This window comes from Chitinophaga barathri (assembly GCF_003807585.1).
GTDB classification, from domain to species: Bacteria; Bacteroidota; Bacteroidia; order Chitinophagales; family Chitinophagaceae; genus Chitinophaga; species Chitinophaga barathri.
This window is the reverse complement of the sequence record NZ_RMBX01000016.1, coordinates 94,784-114,634: the sequence shown is the minus strand read 5'-3', so window position 1 is coordinate 114,634 and position 19,851 is coordinate 94,784. Positions and strand designations below refer to the sequence as shown.

General features: G+C 52.9%; 16 protein-coding genes and 1 tRNA gene. 7 read left to right on the top strand and 10 right to left on the bottom strand.

Annotation, left to right across the window (positions count from 1 at the left end; translation table 11 throughout):
• Nucleotides 1-95: 95 nt before the first annotated feature.
• Together EG028_RS25525 and EG028_RS25520 are read left to right on the top strand one after the other, a co-directional pair.
• On the top strand, nucleotides 96-275 hold the full coding sequence (locus EG028_RS25525) for a hypothetical protein (protein WP_120519186.1): 180 nt from the start codon (nucleotides 96-98) through the stop codon (nucleotides 273-275).
• 5 nt (nucleotides 276-280) lie between these two features.
• A complete protein-coding gene (locus EG028_RS25520; RefSeq protein ID WP_120519185.1) occupies nucleotides 281-763 on the top strand; it encodes a hypothetical protein in 483 nt (160 codons plus the stop codon).
• 26 nt (nucleotides 764-789) lie between these two features.
• Here the strand turns inward: EG028_RS25520 and EG028_RS25515 are convergent, their stop codons facing one another.
• Together EG028_RS25515 and EG028_RS25510 are read right to left on the bottom strand one after the other, a co-directional pair.
• Nucleotides 790-1,584, bottom strand: coding sequence for a (Fe-S)-binding protein (locus tag EG028_RS25515; RefSeq protein ID WP_120519239.1), 795 nt, complete (start codon nucleotides 1,582-1,584; stop codon nucleotides 790-792).
• A gap of 10 nt (nucleotides 1,585-1,594) precedes the next feature.
• Entirely contained in the window at nucleotides 1,595-2,893 is a 1,299-nt protein-coding gene (locus EG028_RS25510; protein WP_120519184.1) for a (Fe-S)-binding protein, read from the bottom strand.
• Nucleotides 2,894-2,957: 64 nt separating this feature from the next.
• Here EG028_RS25510 and EG028_RS25505 point away from each other — a divergent pair, with 64 nt between their 5' ends.
• A complete protein-coding gene (locus tag EG028_RS25505) occupies nucleotides 2,958-3,458 on the top strand; it encodes a phosphoribosyltransferase family protein (RefSeq protein ID WP_120519183.1) in 501 nt (166 codons plus the stop codon).
• Here EG028_RS25505 and EG028_RS25500 read toward each other — a convergent pair.
• The 3 genes from EG028_RS25500 to EG028_RS25490 all read right to left on the bottom strand — a co-directional run bounded on the left by EG028_RS25500 (nucleotide 3,455) and on the right by EG028_RS25490 (nucleotide 7,116).
• A complete protein-coding gene (locus EG028_RS25500) occupies nucleotides 3,455-4,576 on the bottom strand; it encodes a DUF2279 domain-containing protein (protein ID WP_120519182.1) in 1,122 nt (373 codons plus the stop codon). The genes EG028_RS25505 and EG028_RS25500 overlap by 4 nt on opposite strands.
• Nucleotides 4,573-6,297: a phospho-sugar mutase gene (locus EG028_RS25495; protein ID WP_120519181.1), complete on the bottom strand. Its 1,725-nt coding sequence runs from the start codon at nucleotides 6,295-6,297 to the stop codon at nucleotides 4,573-4,575. The genes EG028_RS25500 and EG028_RS25495 overlap by 4 nt, the downstream gene beginning before the upstream one ends.
• Nucleotides 6,298-6,366: 69 nt before the next feature.
• Nucleotides 6,367-7,116, bottom strand: a complete 750-nt coding sequence (locus EG028_RS25490; RefSeq protein WP_120519180.1) for a HEAT repeat domain-containing protein — start codon at nucleotides 7,114-7,116, stop codon at nucleotides 6,367-6,369.
• A 34-nt stretch (nucleotides 7,117-7,150) separates the two neighbouring features.
• On the opposite strand from EG028_RS25490, the gene EG028_RS25485 reads away from it, so the two are divergent.
• The gene (locus EG028_RS25485; protein ID WP_241559221.1) at nucleotides 7,151-7,825 is read left to right on the top strand and encodes a protein-L-isoaspartate(D-aspartate) O-methyltransferase; all 675 of its coding nucleotides are present in this window, start codon (nucleotides 7,151-7,153) and stop codon (nucleotides 7,823-7,825) included.
• Between the two features lie 363 nt (nucleotides 7,826-8,188).
• Here the strand turns inward: EG028_RS25485 and EG028_RS25480 are convergent, their stop codons facing one another.
• Together EG028_RS25480 and EG028_RS25475 are read right to left on the bottom strand one after the other, a co-directional pair.
• Nucleotides 8,189-10,771 (bottom strand): TonB-dependent receptor domain-containing protein, encoded by a 2,583-nt coding sequence (locus EG028_RS25480; protein ID WP_120519178.1) that lies wholly within the window; start codon nucleotides 10,769-10,771, stop codon nucleotides 8,189-8,191.
• 422 nt (nucleotides 10,772-11,193) lie between these two features.
• Nucleotides 11,194-11,270, bottom strand: a tRNA-His gene (locus EG028_RS25475).
• Between the two features lie 313 nt (nucleotides 11,271-11,583).
• On the opposite strand from EG028_RS25475, the gene EG028_RS25470 reads away from it, so the two are divergent.
• Complete coding sequence (locus EG028_RS25470; RefSeq protein WP_123864797.1) at nucleotides 11,584-12,789, top strand: hypothetical protein; 1,206 nt, start codon at nucleotides 11,584-11,586, stop codon at nucleotides 12,787-12,789.
• A 102-nt stretch (nucleotides 12,790-12,891) separates the two neighbouring features.
• On the opposite strand, the gene EG028_RS25465 is transcribed toward EG028_RS25470, so the two are convergent.
• Nucleotides 12,892-15,330, bottom strand: a complete 2,439-nt coding sequence (locus tag EG028_RS25465) for an MG2 domain-containing protein (RefSeq protein WP_120519176.1) — start codon at nucleotides 15,328-15,330, stop codon at nucleotides 12,892-12,894.
• A gap of 232 nt (nucleotides 15,331-15,562) precedes the next feature.
• On the opposite strand from EG028_RS25465, the gene EG028_RS25460 reads away from it, so the two are divergent.
• The gene (locus EG028_RS25460; protein WP_120519175.1) at nucleotides 15,563-16,798 is read left to right on the top strand and encodes a BaiN/RdsA family NAD(P)/FAD-dependent oxidoreductase; all 1,236 of its coding nucleotides are present in this window, start codon (nucleotides 15,563-15,565) and stop codon (nucleotides 16,796-16,798) included.
• Here EG028_RS25460 and EG028_RS25455 read toward each other — a convergent pair.
• Nucleotides 16,795-18,657, bottom strand: coding sequence for a hypothetical protein (locus EG028_RS25455; RefSeq protein WP_120519174.1), 1,863 nt, complete (start codon nucleotides 18,655-18,657; stop codon nucleotides 16,795-16,797). The two genes, EG028_RS25460 and EG028_RS25455, sit on opposite strands and share 4 nt — an antisense overlap.
• 167 nt (nucleotides 18,658-18,824) lie before the next feature.
• Entirely contained in the window at nucleotides 18,825-19,433 is a 609-nt protein-coding gene (locus EG028_RS25450) for a hypothetical protein (protein WP_120519173.1), read from the bottom strand.
• A gap of 196 nt (nucleotides 19,434-19,629) precedes the next feature.
• Between EG028_RS25450 and EG028_RS25445 the strand changes: the two genes are divergently transcribed.
• A complete protein-coding gene (locus EG028_RS25445; RefSeq protein ID WP_120519172.1) occupies nucleotides 19,630-19,836 on the top strand; it encodes a hypothetical protein in 207 nt (68 codons plus the stop codon).
• Nucleotides 19,837-19,851 lie beyond the last annotated feature (15 nt).

Here is a 19,851-nt window from a genome sequence, read left to right as displayed (position 1 = left end):
TCCAATGGATTAATATTATTGTGTATTTAAGGATACTATTTGCTATTAGGGAATTTGGTAAATTGCATTATTGATATTACTGAAAATTGTATGCAATGTCAGCTAAGAAACAAGTTTCCCCTGAGATAACGCCGAAGGCTGAGTTATCTGCCATTAGTGAACACGAACGGTTGAAGCGTGATATTTATCGTCCGGATATTGAAAAACTGCATCTTTTTACCCAAATGCTGCGGGTAAATGCTTTATTTAAAAAGGCTAAAGTCACTCATAAATAAAAAGAATGGACCTCCTGGATGAAGAACTGATCAGGTTTTGGCGGACGTTGAATGAGAAGAAGGTCAGATATATTATGGTTGGTGGCTTTGCAACTCGTTTCCATGGATTTAACCGGAGTACGGAGGATCTTGATATGTGGTTGGAAGATACACTGGAAAATAGAAAAAGACTGAGAGCAGCTTTTGTGCAATTAGGATATGGTGATCTTGAACCTTTAGAAACAATTCCCTTTATACCTGGATTTTCAAACATTACTATCTGTAAGGGAATCGAATTGGATATTCTTGGTAATATGAAAGGCTTGGAGCAGTTATCTTTTGATGAATGTTTGCAAATGGCTTCAATTGCTGACATTGAGGGGGTTGCTATCCCATTCCTACATATTAATCACCTCATTGAGAATAAAAAGGTAGTAAATCGTCCGAAAGATCAGATTGATGTTATCGAATTAGAAAAAATCCGGAAGATCAGGGATGAAGAAGCATAATCCTGTAATGCCAGAACTACATAATCCTATACCGTTTTATCCCCGATCATCTCTCCCACAATAATCTCCGCAATATCCAGCACTTTCACGGTATCTTCCTTCCCTTGTTCTTTCACGCCGTCCGTGAGCATGGTCATGCAGAAGGGGCAGTTGGCGGCTATCACGGATGCGCCGGTGTCCACGGCTTCGCGGCCTCTTTCGAAGTTCACACGGGTAGCGCCTTTTTCTTCTTCCTTAAACATCTGCGCGCCGCCGGCGCCGCAGCAGAGGCCCTTGCTTTTGCATCGTTTCATTTCCACGAGGTCCGCATCCAGCGTTTCCAGCACCGCGCGGGGCGCTTCGTAGATATCGTTTGCCCGGCCGAGGTAACAGCTGTCGTGATAGGTGATCTTTTTGCCTTTGAATGATCCGCCTTCCTTTATTTTGATGCGGCCGCCGTCTATCAGCTGTTGCAGGAAAGTGGTGTGGTGGATCACTTCATAACTGCCGCCCAGCTCGGGATATTCATTTTTGATGGTGTTAAAGCAGTGCGGGCAGGCCGTCACGATCTTTTTTACCCCATAATTATTCAGTACCTGGATATTGTTATACGCCATCATCTGGAACAGGAATTCGTTGCCGGCCCTGCGCGCGGGATCGCCGGTGCAGGCTTCTTCCTTGCCCAGCACGGCAAACTGTATCCCCGTTTTTGTAAGTATCTCCGCAAATGCCCGGGTGATCTTCTGCGCGCGCTGGTCAAAGCTGCCTGCGCACCCCACCCAGAAGAGCACTTCCGGTGTTTCCCCATTGGCAAAATATTCGGCCATTGTTTTGATCTGCATACGTTTGTTTTTAACTGTTGATCCAGGCATCACGGTCATCCGGGCTGAATTTCCAGGGCGCCATGTTATTTTCTATGTTGGAGAACATCATGTTCCATTCCTGCGGTGCGCTGCTTTCTTCCATGATCAGGTGCCTGCGCATCTGTAAAATGATATCCAGCGGGTTGATGCTCACGGGGCATTCTTCCACGCAGGCGTTGCAACTGGTGCAGGCGCGCAGCTCTTCTTCGGTGATATAATCCCTCAAAAGGCTTTTGTTGTCTGTTTCCCCGTTCAGCTTGCCGGTCTCTTCCGCGCGGTCCCTCGTTTTCATCATGATGAGGCGGGGAGAAAGGGCTTTGCCTGTTTGTGTGGCGGGGCAGGCTGCGGAGCAGCGGCCGCATTCCGTGCAGGCAAACGCGTCCAGCAGGTTTTTCCAGGTGAGGTCGTGTACGTCTTTTGCACCGAACTTCGGCGGCGTATCGCCGGGAGCGGCGTTGGCGGCCAGCTCCGGCTGCATGGCGTACAATACTTCCTGCTGTATCTCGGGCATATTGTCCATTTTGCCTTTAGGCTTCAGGCTGGCGTAATAGGCATTCGGGAAAGCCAGTATGATATGCAGGTGTTTGGACCAGGGCAGGTAGTTCAGAAAAGCCAGTACACCGAGTATGTGCAGCCACCAGGCCGCTCTTTCCACACCGGTGAGCGCGGAATCGGAGAGGTCGTTGAAGATGCCGGCAAAGTGCTGTGTGATCCAGAAAGGATCGGTGACCGGGTAATGCGGCACGCCGCGGCTTTGCAGGATGCCGTCCGCCGTGTTCATGGTGAGGAACAGCAGCATGAGCACGATCTCGGTGACCAGGATATAATTGGCGTCGGACCGTGGCCAGCCGTCCAGGTCTTTGCTGATGAAACGTTTGAGTTTTAGGATGTTGCGGCGCACCAGGAAGATCGCGCAGGATACGGCCACCAGTACCGCCAGTATCTCGAAGCAGCCGATCAGTACGCCGTATACCGGCCCCAGTACGGGCGCGAATATACGATGGGTGCCCGCCAGGCCGTCTATGATGATCTCCAGGATCTCCAGGTTGATGATCACAAAGCCGGCGTACACAAAAAAGTGGAGCACCGCCACCAGCGGGTTGCGGAACATCTTTTTCTGGCCGAATGCAAGCAGGAAAAGATTCTTCCAGCGCAATGCGGGCTGATCGTTCAGGTCTATGTCCCTGCCCAGCAGTATGTTCCGCCGTATACCCGCCGCCCTGCGCGAGAAGAAGTAAACGGCAGCCCCTAGTGCTACCAGGAAAAGTAGTTGAGAAACAATTTGCATATCCTTGATTTGACCGGTTGTTAGTTGCAATTTATGTATTTTTACGGCTGTACAAAATTGCGATATGGAAAATAAGAACGTTATCCTGACGCAGGAGGCGATTGAAAAGAAGATTGAACGGATTGCGTATGAAATATACGAACACAATTACGACGAGCCATCCATCATACTGGCGGGCATCTGGGACCGTGGTTCCATCCTCACCCAGAAGATCGCCGCGCATCTTCACCGTATCGCGCCCTTTACCGTGGAAGTAATGGAAATAAAGCTGGATAAACAGAAACCCGCTGAAGTGGAGCTTTCCCGCCAGCTGGATTTCACCGGCAAAGTGATCGTTCTCATAGACGATGTGGCAAACTCCGGCCGCACCATGCTCTACGCCCTCAAACCTTTCCTCCAGTTCCTCCCCAAAAAGATACAAACAGCCGTATTGGTGGACAGGAGGCATAAATCCTTCCCGCTGTCCGTGGATTTTGTAGGCTACAGCCTTGCCACCACCCTGCAGGACATGGTGATGGTGGACGTTTCAGGCGAAAACATCTCTTCCGCCTATCTTACCAATTAAAAATAAAGGGCGTGCATCTTCAGCCGCCCGTTCAGGTCCAGCTCCAGCGCGGGCGCCGGTATTTTGATCATGTTCAGTACCTGGAACAGTACTTTTACGCCTTTGTGCCTTGTCCTGATCTTTGTGAGGTCGATGTCCGGGGAGAGGAACAGCTGCCGTTTGCGCAGGGTATGGGTATAGTCATGGAATACGCCTTCCGCGTCCGTCCACTGATTGGAATAATCGTCGTACATATTGTCCGCGCTGTAACCCACGGCAATGTTCAGCCACCGGGGCAGGTTGCTTTCGGGCATCACGCTTTTGAGGTTGAGGCTCAGCCAGTAGGTCTGGGAGTTGTAATCCTTGAGCGTCCTTTCCGCGAGCGAACGCCCGAACTGGTCGGTGGCCCGCGCCTTTAAAGCGGGGTCTGTATACCGTACGGGAAAGGACGAAAACTTCAGCTGGAAACGCTGCTCGTTCCAGGCCAGTTCCTGGCTCATCATAATGGCCGTTCCGAGTGTATTGGCGGCCATATCGCTCCAGGACCAGCCCCAATGCTCGGAATGCGCATCCAGCAGCTCTATTACGCTCTGGTAGGCCAGGCCGCTCATCCCCCCGATCCATATCTGCTGCCTGCGCGGCAGCCCCGTCCAGCGCCATATTTCGCGGCTGTATTTGGATAACATATAGGCGCTGAATATATGTCCCGCTTTATCCATCTGGAGCCATTCCCCGGCATCGTTGAAAGTATGGAAGCTGCGCTGTGCGTAGCCGCTGTACCAGAATTGGTTCAATACCAGCAGGGAATTTGTATATACCGCCGCGGTAACCCCGCTGAGCGCCCATATCCTGCCTTTCATCGGCGCGTCCGGGATGTCGAAGAAGCCGATGTAACGCGCGCTGTCTTGTACGATGGGAATGCTGTCACGGACAGGTACAGGATGGAAGGATGTGTCCGTGGCGGTTGTATGCCCGGCAAATGATGCGGAGGCCCTGACCGTGCCGGTATCCGGCGAATGAAGGCGCATTCCGTCTTCCGCATACGCGGACACCGGCCACCAGCAGACAGCAAAAAGGCTGTAAGCGAAGCAGATGCCTCCTACAGCCTTTTTATTAAAAACTTTGATGCCTCGGATCATCCGAGCTGCATATCGTGAATAATATTGGTCACTTTTGCGTCCAGCTGCTGCTCCACTCTTTCGAGGTCCGCAATACTCTCCAGCGGCTCATGCACGCTGAAATAGAACTTGATCTTCGGCTCCGTACCGGAAGGGCGCGCCGAAATACGGCTGCCATCCGCAGTCAGGAATTGCAGCACGTTGGATTTGGGAAGATCTATCGGTGTTTGTTCACCGGTAGCCAGCGTAGTGACATGAGACAGTTGGTAGTCAAATATTTTTACCACGGGAGAGCCGTTGATGGACGCCGGCGGGTGCTGCCGGTAGCTGCTCATCATGTCCGCGATCTCTTCCGCTCCTTTCATGCCTTTTTTGGTAATGGAAATGAGGGATTCCTTGTAGAAACCGTAACGCACGTAGATGTCGATCAGCTGCTCATACAGCGATCTGCCTTCGTTTTTCGCGTAAGCGGCCATCTCGCAGATCATGGCTACGGATGCAATGGCGTCTTTGTCGCGCACATTGTCCCCGATCATGTAACCGTAGGATTCCTCGCCGCCGCAGATGAATTTCTCAGTGGCTTCCTTGCGGCGTATCAGGTCCGCGATCCATTTAAAACCGGTGAGGGTATTGTAACAGGTGATATTGTTGCTGGCGGCGAACACGTCTATCAGGTCGCTCGTCACCACGGTTTTGCAGATGTAATCGTTCGGCTGCGCGAGGCCTTTGCGTTTGCGCGCTTCCACGATATAGTTGAAGAGCAGCACGGCCGTCTGGTTGCCGTTCAGCAGAATCCATTTGCCGGTATGATTTTTCACGGCAATGCCTACACGGTCGGAATCGGGGTCCGTGCCGAGAAGGATGTCCGCATCCAGCGCCGCCGCCTTTTTCAACCCGATGCTCATGGCTTCGGCTTCTTCGGGGTTGGGATATACCACCGTGGGGAAGTTGCCGTCCGGTTTGGACTGTTCTTCCACCACATGCACATTGGTAAAACCAAAACGCTGCAATATTTCGGGCACCAGGGTGATGCCTGTGCCATGTATGGGTGTATATACGATCTTGAGGTCATGCTGCCGGGCCACGATCTCGGGGTACACGCTCAGGCTTTTGAGCATGGTGAGATAGGCCTCGTCCAGCTCTTTGCCGATGAGGGTGATGTTTTCTTCCCAGCCGGTCCATTTCACTTCGCCGATGCCGGCGATCTTTTCCACTTCCAGTATCACGTTTTTATCGTGCGGAGGCACCAGTTGTGCACCATCGTTCCAGTAGGCTTTGTACCCGTTGTATTCACGGGGGTTGTGGCTGGCGGTCACCACTACGCCGGCCTGGCAGCCCAGGTGACGGATGGCGAAAGACAACTCGGGGGTGGGGCGGAGGGCCTCAAAAAGGAATACTTTGATGCCGTTGGCGGCCATTACATTGGCGGTCACTTCGGCAAAAAAGCGGCTGTTGTTCCGGCTGTCGTGCGCGATGGCCATTTTGATCTCGCCCTGGAAGGATTTTTTCAGGTAATTGGCGAAGCCCTGCGTGGCTACTCCCACCGTGTATTTGTTCATCCGGTTCGTACCCACGCCCATCACACCGCGGAGGCCGCCGGTGCCGAATTCAAGGTTGCGGTAAAATGCGTCCGTGATCTCGTCAGGGTTTTCTTTCAGGAGTTTCTGCACTGTTGCTACCGTTTCAGGGTCATAGCCTCCGTTGAGCCATTGCTCTGCTTTGCTGAGAATGTTTGCGTCCATGTGTTGAATTACTTTTTACAGGGCCAGTGTTGTGATCAAATGGACTGTAAAATAATGAGAAAAAGGTTTTCAGTCAAAATGGTTTGTTATATAGTCCAGCGCTTCGGCCGGCGTTTTTACCGCAAATTGGGCGTACCGTTCGTGCACGCTCACGATTTCGTCCAGGGCTTCTTTCACCAGCGCCTTGTTTTTCCAGCCTTTCAGATGGGCAACTACCGTTTCCAGGCAGCCCTTTTTGTAGGCGATCTGGCCGATCACATGCACGAGTGTGTTGCGCACGCGGGCGGTCTTGTCCATTTCCAGGGCCTGGAGCAGCGGCAGGATGTCCTGCGGGTGCGTTCTTCCCCGGAGCTCGATGCCATGGCAAATTTCACGCCGTATTTCCTTGTCCGGATGTGTAAGATACGTTTTTGCCCAGGCCAGCACAGGCACGGGATTTTTTTCTCCCATCTTTTTCACCGAGCCGATCACCGCGTTCCGTACCATATGGTGTTCGTCCGTCAGCCCTTTGTCCATCATGGCCTGTACGGCCTCAAAGTCCTTCCGGCCAATTTCACCGGCGGCGTTGATGGCGGTCTGCCGCACTTTCGGCATGTCCGATCCCAGCATGGCGGCGATCGTTTTTAATACATTCCCCGGGTCTTGTGCATACAGCCTGCCAAGGGCGAGGTATACATTTTTGCGGATGTAAGTGTCCTCATCTCCCGCATATTGCAGCAAAAGGTTTTGTGTGCCGTTGCCGGTCTCCCGGGCTATTTCCGCTTCCATCCGCTGCGCCAGCGCCGCGCGTTCTGTTTTCGGAAGATCGTAATAAGCCATATGCCCGCTGTTTTGACTTTAAAAATCGCCTGTAATGGTTATTTTTGCGCCCATGAGGCGGTACGAAGATAATTACAAACAAAAAGGATTACGCAAACAATTGGTAGACAACATCAGGCAGAAAGGTATTACGGACGAAAACGTACTGGCAGCCATCAACAACATCCCCCGGCATTATTTCCTGGACACGGCTTTTGAAGGGATTGCTTATGAAGACAGGGCTTTCCCGATCGGGGAGGGGCAAACCATTTCGCAGCCCTATACGGTGGCATACCAAACGCAGTTGCTGGAAGTAAAACCATTTGAAAAGGTCCTTGAGATCGGCACGGGAAGCGCCTACCAGGCGTGTGTACTGGGCGAGCTGAAAGCAAATGTCTATACCATCGAACGGCAGAAAAAACTGTTCGACCTGGTAAAATTATTCCCATTCAAGGCAAAGTATCCCACCCTCCGCTTTTTTTATGGGGACGGGTATGAAGGTTTGCCTACCTATGCTCCTTTTGACAAAGTGCTGGTCACCGCGGCGGCGCCGCAGATCCCTGAAAAGCTGCTCAAACAGCTGAAAGTAGGCGGGAAAATGGTGATCCCTGTAGGCGGCGGCGATGTACAGCGGATGCTGCGCATTACCAAAACCGGCGATGAAGAATTTGAACAGGAGATCTTCGACGATTTTTCATTTGTGCCCATGCTTGCAGGCAAAAAAGGATAACAGAAAATCATTACAGGAAAAACGGCCGCCTTATTACAGGGCGGCCGTTTTTCTTTTTCCCGGAAACCTTTGTTTTTTCCCGCTCCTTTATTTTCAGTTCTTCATAACTAATTTAAAATCAATAGGTATTTGCTATTTTCTTCCCACAGGGCTACTGACATCCTACTGACATCCTCCGACCATCCTCCGACCGTGTTCGGTCGTAGCAAGGGTTTGAGGTACTTTGGTCGGAGGATAGCCGGAGGATGGTCGGAGGATCGCCGGAGGATGGGCGGTGAAAGACCGCCGGTGGGCCGAATGAAAAAAGCCGCCCCGGTATACCCGGGAACGGCTTCTTATCACTAAGATAGGGAAATGTTATGTTTAGAATCCGCCCTGTCCTTCCATCTGCATGCCTTCTGAACCGGAGCGGTTGTTCCTGCGTTTGAACAGCTGCGTGTCGAACTTGCCGAAACGGTAGCTGAGGTTCAGGCGCAGGATGCGGCTTTCACGTTTGCGCACCATGTCCTGCGAAAAGTACATGGATTCCTGCTCCATGCCGTACTCGCGGGTGTTGAACACGTCGCTGAGGCCGAGGGTGGCGGTGAGCGTTTTGCTTTTCAGGAAGTCTTTTCTCAGCGCAATGTCCACCGAGCTCATGCCCCTGATACGGCCCTGCGCGGAAGTGGGGATCATCATGCCCATGCCGCCGCCGCCACGGCCTCCTCCACCACCGCCGGTGGGGATGGTGATCGTGGGCGCCTGGTAGTTCGCTGTCAGCTGGAACGTGAGGTTCCAGGGCAGTTTGGTTTCAGAGTTGATCTTGGCCAGCCAGCTGAAACCGCGGTTTGTATAATTCTCTTTTTCGTTGCGCACCTGCAGTTCCTGCTGGTACAGGTTCACGTTGGTGGTGATGTCCCATCCCTGGATGATCTGGTTCTTCATCGTAAGCTCGGCTCCGTAAGAGAAACTTTTGTTCGCATTGATGAAGGTGGTGAGCAGGGTATCGCTGCCGGGGGCTATAGGCTCGTTCAGCGTGCTGATCAGGTTGTTTGTATTACGGTAGTACAATGAACCGAGGAAGTTGTGTTTTTTCCAGGTCTTCATGTAGGAGAACTCAAGGCTGTTCGTGTATTCCGGCTTCAGGTTGGGGTTACCTTCGCGGTGGTTCAGCGGGTCGCTGAAGTCGCGGTAGGGTACCAGCTGGAAGAAGTTCGGGCGGTTCACACGGCGGGAGTAGTTCAGTTGCAGCTCCTGCTCTTTTTGCAGCTTGTAGCTCAGGTATACGCTGGGGAACAGCCCGGGCACGGCCTTGGTAGGCTTGAAGGTTTTGCCTTCGCTTGGGATCTCGCCGGAGTAGATGTATTGCTCCGCGCGTAAGCCCAGCTGGTAACCGAAGTTTTTGATGGCGTTCGAATAATTGGCGTATACCGCGTATATCTGTTCGTTGTATTTATAATCGTTGCTGAGGCTGTCTATGGGTACATTCACGTTCGGGCCTTCGCCTACTTCGTAAGTGCTGCCGAATTTACGGATGGTGCCTTTGATACCGGTTTCAAATTTTCCGGTCTTGCCCATCGGGTCCACGTAATCCGCCTGGAAGGAATAGAAGTCCGTATTGCCGTCGCCACGGTTGCTTTGCATGTAAGGATCGCCCACGGGCGCGCCTGCCAGCGACTGCTGCTGTGTGCTGAAGCCGCCGCTGCGGTCGTTGCTGTTTAAGTTGATAGACGCATCCGCTGTCAGTTCTTTATTCGGTTCTGCAAACAGGTGTTTGAAGCCCAGCGTGGTGGAGTAGTTCCGGAAGCCGAACTGGCTGTTCGTATACCGGGTGTTCCTGCGGGTCATGTCCATTTTGGAATCGCTGTAAATGCTTCCCAGTTCTTCGTAGTTTTTGAACGTACCGTTCACGATGTTCTGCGAAAGAGAAATGGTATTCCGGTTGTCCATAAAATAATCCACGCCGATGCGGCCGAACTGGAAGTTGCCGCCGTTGCGGCTGTCGCTTTCCTGTTTGATATAGTTCAGGTCGGATGCGCCGGTGGCGAAGTTTGTACGATCTGTCGTACCGTTGCCCCAGTTGCGGTTTGCGTTGTAGTTATAGTTTGCGCTTACGTTCCATTTGCCCTGGCGCACGGCGATGTTGCCGCCGGCGTTGTATTTGTCGCCCGTGCCGATGCCGCCCTGGATCATACCGTTGAAGCCGGCTTTTTTATTCTTTTTCAGCACGATGTTGATGATGCCGCTCATCCCTTCCGCGTCGTATTTGGCCGAGGGGTTGGTGATCAGCTCCACGCTTTCGATTGCGTCCGCCGGTATCTGGTCGATGGTAAGGGTGCTGGGTTTGCCGTCCACAAAAATATTGGGGGAGGAGTTGCGCACTTTTACGTTCCCGTCTATATCCACGTTCACGGAGGGCACGCTTTTCAGCACGTCCGCCGCGGTACCGCCCACGCTGGTCAGGTTGCGGTCAACGTTAAACACTTTTTTATCGATGTTCATCTGGAAAGCGCTGCGCTGGCCGGTCACTTCTACTTCTGAAAGCGCTTTGGCATTGGGCTCCAGGCGGATGTTGCCAAGGTCCTGGTCCATCGCCTGCGGCGTTACCGTTACTTTTTTGAAGATGGTTTTATAACCCATGAAGTTGATACGAATGAGGAAGGGGCCGAAGGGAAGTTGTTCCAGGCTGAAGTCCCCGTTGCCTTTGCTGAGCATGCCGGTTACCACGCTGGAATCTTTCTGGCGGAGCAGCGCAACGGAAGCGTATTCCACCGGCTGGCGCGTTTGTGCGTCCACGAGTTTACCATATATATGACCGATCTGCGGCATTTGCCCGCCGCCGGGACGTTGCTGGCCTTGTTGGTTATTCGGTGCTCCCGCCGGACGGTTGCCTCCCTGGGGAGCCTGCGCTGCCACATAGGTTTGCATGACGATCAGTCCCAGGAATAATGCGTACAATTTTTTCATCTTAATGAACTTTGACTTGACTCAGATTTTAGACGTTGTTTTTGTAATTGGCATTTACGGTATCGGGAAATAAAGCCTTCGCAAAATTAACCGCAATTCGAAGCATGATCGGCGGAATGGTATGAAGGGAGGGAATTATATTACGAGTGACGGGAAAACGGTGTCGGAAGGTATTCGTCATTGCGAGGAGCAGCCGGGCTAAAGTGGGTGGGGTGACGAAGCAGGGAAAACCGTCAAGGAGGAGCAGTGGAGCTAATTCGGGAGGGGCGCGACGAAGCAATCTCCTTCATTGAAGTGAGGTATCCCAATCTTTGGAGATTGCTTCGTCGCGCCTTGCACAAAATCCCCGCTGCTCCTCGCAATGACGAATGGGCCGGAAATGAAAAATGGCTCCTGATTTACAGGAGCCATTTTCAAAACGATGGGGTGGATGAGGGGGCTCGAACCCCCGACCCTCAGAACCACAATCTGATGCTCTAACCGACTGAGCTACAACCACCATGTGTGTTTTATGGAGTGCAAAGGTAATATTTTTCATGTTCAATTTCCAAATGTTGAGGCGGAAATATTTTACAAAAATGGAAAATTGTTGTTTCCCGATAACCCCCTGATGCTGTTCATCGTAACATATAGCGAATGGAAATCTGTTTGCACCCCCTGGTTATGCACAGGATTTCCACAAAAAATCGCGTATCTTTGCCATTCGCAAATCACCCGAAACTTACTAGCCCAGCATGCGAAGTGCTGGGCTTTTCGTTTTTATGAACCAAAGAAAAATTATATAAAAAGTTGACATACAACTAACTATGCATATGGATCAGCTAAAATTGAAATTACAGGAGTATTATCAGCGTTACCGGAAGCAGGACAAACTGCCGAAGAAAGAGGCTCAGGAGGCGGGGAAAGATCCGGTTCAGGATCTCGAGAATGATATCCTCACACAGTTCGGGCTACCGGTATCCAAAAGGTTTGTACAGATATTGCACGATTTTGTCAATCACAGCCAGGTAAATGACCAGTTGCTGGACTACGTGAGCAAAAAACTGCGCACCGCCGCCCGCAAGTACCTGCTTGCCCCGGTGATGAGCGATGTGGAAACGCTCAACCAGGCCCGCGACCAGAAAAGGAATCCTTTCGATGTATTGCCGGAGCTGGGTTATCCCGCGCAGGAATACGCCGTGTTCCTCATCGGGGAACTGCTGTACCGCCGCAATATGGGCGCCCAGGACGTACTGGACGAACTGCAGCGCGCACATAAGCACAACAGTTGGGAAGACCTGCTGATGCTTAGCAAGATCAGCAACTTTTCCAGCCATGAACTGTACCAGAAACTGAAGAAATTCGACCTCCGGTTCGTGGATGATTTTGTACAGCACCAGCACCGCCAGGAAGTAACGCGCCCGAACAACAAACGCCTTACCCCCGCGGAAGAAGGGTACAAACCGAATTACAAAACCATTTCCAAAGTACAGGTGGAAGACATCGTGTTCGACGATAAGACCACGCCCAGTCTCTTTGGTAAAATCAAATCCGGCAGCCGTTACACCCGCATCACCATCAGCCTCGAATTTTCCGAGCTGAACCAGTTGCTTATGAGCAGTGGTGAACTGGGAGTGGAGATCAGCAACGCCATCAAAAAACGCCTGTCCAACCCCGCGGTAGCCAAACCGCTGGTGATAGACATCAAGGCGGAATTCGGCGAGCCGCTGAAGCTGGACAACTGCTTCCTGGAAGTATACAAGCCGCAGCACCAGGAGAACGGAAAATGGATGGAAGACAAGGACGCGTTTTATTTTGTGGATAAGATCCTGTCTAAAAAAGAATTCGAAAAACGTTCCAAGGAAGCGGAAGTAAAAACCAAGATACAGGAATGCCTGGAACTGATAGGCGGCTCATACGTATATTATCAGCGCCTCCGCAGGCTTGGTATCACGGAAGAAGAAGCGAAGCTGCGCGCCGGCCTGCAGGACGAGCTGCTGTATAAGCTGAGCTACTACCTGAACAAACTGAAGGATTAAATACAATCATAGCATAAAAAAAGCCCCGGCATATCGCCGGGGCTTTTTTGTGTCATCTGTAGTTATTTCTTTTTCGGGCGCGTCAGGGCCAATAATAATGCCCTAAAAGTTCTTTTCTATCCGGCCCACTCTTCCGAACTGGTCCATGCCTTCCACTACCACCCTGAAGTTCTTCGTGTTGTCATTGTTGTAGAAGATGAGGCGGGCCGTATGATTGGTGCTGTCCACTACCAGGTTCGGGCTCCAGAAGAGGGTGAGGCGTTTGTCCGGCAGCTCGTGTACGGCTTTGCGCACGGAATAATCAGGGCTGTAGAATTCCTTGATGATCTTGTAACCGCCTTTTTTTAGCAGCTCGAGGCCTTTCACATTCGGGTCCGGTTTATTGTCCCCGCCGCGGCGCGTCCAGATCGCAATGGCGCCGTTGCCGCCGCCGATGCCGCCCATAAACGGAGGGCGGAATACTTTGATCAGCGCTACGTCCTGCATGGGGATGCTGGACACGGTGCCGATATCCACCGGCATCTGGTCCAGGTATATGCCTGGTGCGCCGCCGCGCCATGAAAGCACGGGATTGCTGATATCCCCGGTGATCTGCAGGCCCGGTACGCGTGCCTGGAGGTATTGGAATACGTTGAAGGAGGTCGGGTTTTCGTTCGTAAGGTCAAACGTCATCGCGTTGCCGCCGGAGAACATCCCGTTCGCATACCGTTTTTCGGTGGTTTCGGCTTCGGTCGGTTTTTTCGCCGTTACGTCCACACCCTGCAACTGTATCGTGCGGTTGTTGATCCTGCGGTTCACGCTATTGCTTTCCACCACGGTGGCCAGGTAGTTTTTCAGTATCCTGTTGTCCAGCGGGGGAGGAGGCAATAAGGGAATGGGCGTTTTTACGTTGGCGTATACGTCAAAGAAGTGACGGTCGAAAGTAACGTCTACCGTTCTGCCGGCTTTACCGGCCGCGCTGCCCTGGAAGTATACGTTGGCGGTATCGTTGTAAAACAGGTTGTTCAGCTGGAACGAACCGTCCGGGCTCACGGGCGCGGACGCGAAGGCGGATGAACTGTCCACCGGTATTTTGATCAGGAAGTTCACATTGCCGTCCGTGATAAGCCTGCCGCCGGCGCCGGTGGCCTTGCCGCTGATATTGATGCCTTGTTCGTAAGGGTATTTGATCTGCGGGTATTTATCCTGTAATATCTGCTGCCAGCTGAACCTTCTCCAGCCATTGGTGAGCATCACGAGGTCCAGCGCCTGGAGGGTGCTGGCGCTGTCGTTCCTGAAATACCAGGCCGGGTTGTGCACATATCCATGAATGTCCGACGTAAGCAGGGTATTGCTCACGATATTGTTGCCCAGCGGGTCGAAGCCTACCTGGTCCGCGTCGGTTACGGAAGCGCTGATGCGGCCGCGCATGGAATCGGGCACCTGCAATACCAGCTCGGTGCGCTGGCGCGGGCCTTTGTTCAGTTCCTGCGGGTCCAGGAAATATTCTATCTGGTCGTTCTTTTGTGTTACATACACCAGGCGCTCCGACAGCGGCGTGCCTTTCTGATCGAACAGGGTGAGGGTGATAATGCCGGTGGGTATCTGTGCGGCGGGAATGAGACCGCTCACTTTACCTTCGGAAATATTCAGGTTGGCTTTGTAGATCACCTGGTTCTGCATCGTGGCGATCAGCAGCAGTTCGTTGATATCCGGGGCCAGGCCGTTGAAACCGGTGAGGTAAAATATCCTGGCGCCGCGGTTGTATACTTTCAGCGCGATGCCGGAAGATTTTACGGCGGGCAGGCCGATCGTTTTCTGCTGGCCGCCCGCGGTGGCTACTACGGCTTTATAACTTTCGCCCGCTACGGGTTTCAGTTCAAATGTGCCCATACCGTCGTGTTGGGTTTCTATCACGGCCACCTGTTCGTCTTTGCTGTTGCGCACGGCGCCGGCCACTTTGAGAGGATAACCGTTCTGGTCGATGGCTTTGAAGGCCACGAGGCTGTTCACATCAGCGATCAGATCCCCGCCTTCGGGGAAGAACTGTACGGCGTAATCTTTGGCGGCGGTGGACTCATCGCCTCCTTTGCCGGTTTTCGGGTCCAGCACCTGGATGTTTTTATAAAAAAGGAAAGTGCTGTCGTAGTTGAGCATCCATGCGGTGTAGGCCCTGATCTGGTAAAGGCCGGGCTTCATGTTTTCGGGTAGGGCAAACTGGCCGGCGGCCCCGCCTTCATTCACGAGCAGCAGTTCTTTCTGCACGATGGCGCCTTTCCCGTCCCGCAGTTCCGCATAGAGGTTGCGGGCGCCGAGGGCGGGGAGGTCGTTCAGCGTGAGGTAGGCGGAAAACCAGATGTTCTCGCCGGAAGCGTAGTAGTCTTTATCGAGATGCAGGTATACTTTTTCCTGCGGGTAGTTGTTGGTGAATTTCTCTAAAGCCTTGATGATCCTTTCGGTCCAGTCATCGGGTCGGGAAAAGCCCAGCGAACCCCAGATTGCCGTGGCCATAAGACCGGCGGTAAGCAGAATTCTCAGCTTTTTCAGGGAGTGTCGTTGCATGGAGTGCTAATCGTTTAATGATCCAAGATAGTGATTTACGAATAATTAGTAGATAAGGATATTGATATTTTAACATTTCGTTTTTAGCGCTTTATTGCGAAATTCGCCCCACCGGGCCAGCGTGGTGTCAACTGGCACTAAAGGCGCCGCCGGACCCCGGGTTATAACGTGCCGCGCCCATAAAGGATTGTTGGGCAATAATTTTTATAAAAGGGAACAGAGGAGAACATTCATGGCAAATAAACACCAGGATACAAACAGGCTGATCGTGATCGGCGGCGGCGCAGCCGGTTTCTTTTGCGCGGTGAACGCGGCCCGGCTGCATCCGGGGCTGGAGGTGACCCTATTGGAGAAAACGGGCAAACTGCTCTCCAAGGTGAAGGTTTCCGGCGGCGGGCGCTGTAATGTGACACACAATCTGGAGTCCATCGCTGAAATGACCAGGCGGTATCCCCGGGGCGAACGTTTCCTGAAAAAGTCCTTCTCCCGTTTCTTCGTGCCCGATACCATTGAATGGTACGCGGCCAGGGGCGTGGAACTGAAGGCGGAGGACGATGGCCGGATGTTTCCCGTCACCGATAATTCCCAGACTATTATAGACTGCCTGCTGCGCGAAGCGGACCGCCATCGCGTGAACGTGCGCACCCATACGGACGTGACGGCGCTGGAACGGACAGGGGATGACTGGACGGTACACCTCGCAGGCGGCGCCACCCTCAAAGCCAGGTATGTATGCGTGGCGGCCGGCGGTTTTGCCCAGGCGCAGAAGTTCGGCTGGCTCACCGCTTTAGGCCACAGCATCGAAGAGCCTGCCCCATCGTTGTTCACTTTCAACATGCCGAAAAATCCCGTTACAGAGCTGATGGGCGTATCCGTACCGCTGGCGCAGGTAAAGATTGCCGGCAGCAAACTCCTGGAAAACGGTCCCCTGCTCATTACCCACTGGGGCATGAGCGGCCCGGTGATCCTCCGGCTGTCCGCCTGGGGCGCCAGGTATCTGCAGGAACAGCAATACACGTTTACTTTGCTGGTGAACTGGCTGCCCGCTTACAACGAAAGCTCCCTCCGCGATGCCTGGCCGCAATGGCGGCTGGATATGGGGGGCCAGGTTATCTGGACTAAAAATCCTTTCGGCCTGCCGCAACGCCTCTGGCATTTCCTGCTGCAACAGGCAGGCATACACGAAAGTGCAAGGTGGGCGGAGCTACCCGCCAAAGAACAGAATAAACTCATCCGCAGCCTGACGGCCATGGAGTTTCCTGTGCAGGGCAAAACCACTTTCAAAGAGGAATTTGTGACCTGCGGCGGTATAAAATTGTCGGAGATAGACCCGCAGACCATGCAGAGCCGCATTGCACCCGGATTATATTTTGCGGGAGAGGTGATGGACGTGGACGGTATCACCGGTGGCTTCAACTTCCAGCACGCCTGGACAAGCGGATGGGTAGCTGCGCAGCTCGAGGGTTAAAAGAAACTGATCCCCGCCTGCCAGCCGAGCCAGCTGCCGTTGTTCCCTCCTGAAGAAATGGAAGGATACCCTTTCCCGGGGATCTGTTTGATCCCATTCTCATATTCCCCATAAGATACCACCGGCCCCGCCTGGATAGAAAACCATTTCGTGGCTTTGAAATGCAGCTGGGGGATGAACCGGTACACCTGGCCCATGCTTTTCCAGTCCTTGTCAAACAGGTTTTGCTGCAGGATATCCGTGGTGATGGCAAACCGGCTGTTGCGCAGCGAAAACTCCCGCCCGAAGCCCAGCCCCACGCTGTAAAGGTCGTTGCCCGCGCCGCCGGCAAGGATGGAGTAAAACTGTTTCCTGCCGCTTTTAAAGGAAAGACCGACCGGCATCAGGTCACTGGAATATATACTGAGTTTGTAATAGCCGTTTTTCCGCACGATGTTCAGCAAACCAATGCTGATGCCGCCCGAGCTGTCCGCCACATTCACGAGGCCAAACTGCACCCCGCGTACCAGCGTCTTTGCATAATTGCCGAACAAACCGATCTGTACGCCGCCTACCCTGCCGCCAGCATAGTTATACAGGCCGGCGAACTGCATGCCATGGAAGTTGTGCCCGGTAACATTGGTGATACCGGACAACTGTACGCCCGAAGCATCGTCTCCCACAAAATTGGTAATGCCCGCGATCTGTACGCCTACAGCCGTATCGATGTTCACATTGGCGATGCCGCCGATCTGGATACCGTTCACACTACCGCGGTAAAGATTGGTAATGCCCGCGATCTGCCCGCCTTTGGCGCTTCCTTTGGCCATGTTGGCGATGCCGCCGATCTGGATGCCGTTCACATTTCCTTTGCTGCCGTTATATATACCGCCGATCTGCACACCGGTCACTGAATCGCCCATCAGGTTGTAAATGCCGCCTACCTGCACTCCTTTCATCCAGCCTTCTGAGAAATTGCCGATGCCGGCTACCTGCACGCCTTCCACATTTTTCAGGTTGTGGTTGAAGATGCCGCCTACCTGCGCGCCCCTGATGTTGCCGCCCACCATATTAAAGATGCCCGCCACCTGTACGTATTGCGCGTCTTTTTTGTTGATATTAAAACCACCCGCGATCTCGAACCCGTCTGTACCGGCAGAGTAACCGCCCAGGATGTTCAGCGAAAACTTGTTCACCACCTGGCCGGACATCTTGCCATGGGAGCCGATGGAGGGTAAAATGGAAGATTGTACCGGTTTGCTGGCAAAAAAGCGGGAAATGTTATCCGTTTGCCTGCGGAGCCCTTCGGACAGCAGGCGTTTGCCCAGCCAGGTTTTTTCCACCTGGTCGCTGACGGTGAATTCCTTCAGCACCACCGTCCGGGCCGGGGCGATGGTCACCGCTACTTCGCGGTCGAAGCCGGGCATTACGTACATATTCGTGTCCGTATACAGCTCTTTGCTCACGGTGAGCTGTACGGAGGGCTGGCGGCCCTTGTCCCTGAGGCGCAGCTGAAAATACCCTTCGTGATTGGTAAAGGCGGAGGCCAGCTCCGTACGGTCGTATACGCTGGCGTTCACGATGTTCTGGCCGTTTTCACGGTCGCGCACGTATCCGCTGATCACATAATGCCGTTCCCGCACGGCGTCTGTCCGCTGGAGGATGATATGTTCCCCGCTTTCCATGTACTGGATGCGGCCCTGGAACAGCTGGTCCAGCGTCTGCCGGACGGTTTTGTTGGTCACGGAGAAGGTCACCAGGCTGTCTGCCCGGAAAGGTTTGCCGATATAAGAAAAATTGCAGTTGCCGGCTTCGCTGATGCGGGCCAGCACAGTATCCACGGGTTTACGCACCACTTTGACGGAAATGGTTTTGCCCAATTGCTGGGCTAAAAGGCCTGAGGGGAGGAGGACCAGTAGCAAAATACAAGCACGTAGCAAGGCGGAGCAGGGTTTATACATGGCGAACGCCGGGTCTTCTTTTCAGAACCCGGCGGCCAAAATTAGCGTAAATAGTACAATGGTTAAAAGGAGGAATACATAAGCGGTTAAAATACGCCCGCTTTTACGCCCAGGCGGAAGCCGGGAGCGCTCATTTTGCTGTTCTCAATGGACATACCGTCCGCACCCATGACCTGGCGCCAGGTTCCACCTGCAAAAATGCGGAGGTAGCTGGTGATATTGATCTCCGCATTGATATATGGTTCTACTACAAATACCCCGTCGGATTCATATACATGGTCTTTTTTGTCTTTGTCGTAGCTGGTGCGCTGGGATACGCCGCCACCGCCGATCAGTGCGCCCGCGCTCCAATGGAACAGTTTATCCGAGTTGTGCACGTATTCCACCACACCGCCGGTATACCAGAGGTTCCACCTGCGGTCGTCATTAAAGTTGTCTACTTTAAGGCTGTTTGTAAGGTTATAGACACCTGCCCCCAGCATGATCTTTTTGTTCAGGAATACGCCGCCGTAACCGCCGGTAAGCACGGCAAAACGGTCGTCGAAGGTGGACACAGTGCCCGCGAGTGCACCATAAGCGCTGAGTTTTTTACCGCCGCCTTTGTTTCTGAAACCGGCGGAGAGAGTTTCCATTTCTTGTGCCTGGGCAAACAGTGCCGTCAGGATCAGGGCGCATACAAGCGTAAACGTTTTCATATGTCGTTATTTTATTGTTCTGGTAATATGACCGGATAAATGCCGCCTCCCCCTATAAGCCCCTGAATTTTTTTTTGTGACGCCCTGTACGGAAGGAGTGAACAAATTGAATGGGAAGAGAATAAAATGAACAAACTGAACAGGCAGGGGATTTTTAACTTTATTGGTCACTCCATTAATCACCAAACTTTGTACTATGGAAAACAAACTTTTCGGTTGTGAAGAATTAACCCCCGTAGCCATGCAGGATATTACCGGTGGCGGTTATTTCGGCAATGTCATTATTATCGGCAAAGCCCTCTACGCCCTTACAAAAGGATTTGTAGCCACAGCTCCCCTGGCTGGCCCGCTGGTAGCCGGCCTGCTCACCTCTTTCGTCGATCCCGTAATTGACGCTGCATAGTCATACAACAAATGG

Coding starts and splice junctions, on each gene's coding strand:
- EG028_RS25500 (WP_120519182.1), bottom strand. CDS start 4,576: ATGATCCGAGGCATCAAAGTTTTTAATAAAAAGGCTGTAGGAGGCATC.
- EG028_RS25485 (WP_241559221.1), top strand. CDS start 7,151: ATGGTTATTTTTGCGCCCATGAGGCGGTACGAAGATAATTACAAACAA.
- EG028_RS25490 (WP_120519180.1), bottom strand. CDS start 7,116: ATGGCTTATTACGATCTTCCGAAAACAGAACGCGCGGCGCTGGCGCAG.
- EG028_RS25505 (WP_120519183.1), top strand. CDS start 2,958: ATGGAAAATAAGAACGTTATCCTGACGCAGGAGGCGATTGAAAAGAAG.
- EG028_RS25470 (WP_123864797.1), top strand. CDS start 11,584: ATGGATCAGCTAAAATTGAAATTACAGGAGTATTATCAGCGTTACCGG.
- EG028_RS25460 (WP_120519175.1), top strand. CDS start 15,563: ATGGCAAATAAACACCAGGATACAAACAGGCTGATCGTGATCGGCGGC.
- EG028_RS25445 (WP_120519172.1), top strand. CDS start 19,630: ATGGAAAACAAACTTTTCGGTTGTGAAGAATTAACCCCCGTAGCCATG.
- EG028_RS25480 (WP_120519178.1), bottom strand. CDS start 10,771: ATGAAAAAATTGTACGCATTATTCCTGGGACTGATCGTCATGCAAACC.
- EG028_RS25465 (WP_120519176.1), bottom strand. CDS start 15,330: ATGCAACGACACTCCCTGAAAAAGCTGAGAATTCTGCTTACCGCCGGT.
- EG028_RS25520 (WP_120519185.1), top strand. CDS start 281: ATGGACCTCCTGGATGAAGAACTGATCAGGTTTTGGCGGACGTTGAAT.
- EG028_RS25495 (WP_120519181.1), bottom strand. CDS start 6,297: ATGGACGCAAACATTCTCAGCAAAGCAGAGCAATGGCTCAACGGAGGC.
- EG028_RS25525 (WP_120519186.1), top strand. CDS start 96: ATGTCAGCTAAGAAACAAGTTTCCCCTGAGATAACGCCGAAGGCTGAG.
- EG028_RS25450 (WP_120519173.1), bottom strand. CDS start 19,433: ATGAAAACGTTTACGCTTGTATGCGCCCTGATCCTGACGGCACTGTTT.
- EG028_RS25515 (WP_120519239.1), bottom strand. CDS start 1,584: ATGCAGATCAAAACAATGGCCGAATATTTTGCCAATGGGGAAACACCG.
- EG028_RS25510 (WP_120519184.1), bottom strand. CDS start 2,893: ATGCAAATTGTTTCTCAACTACTTTTCCTGGTAGCACTAGGGGCTGCC.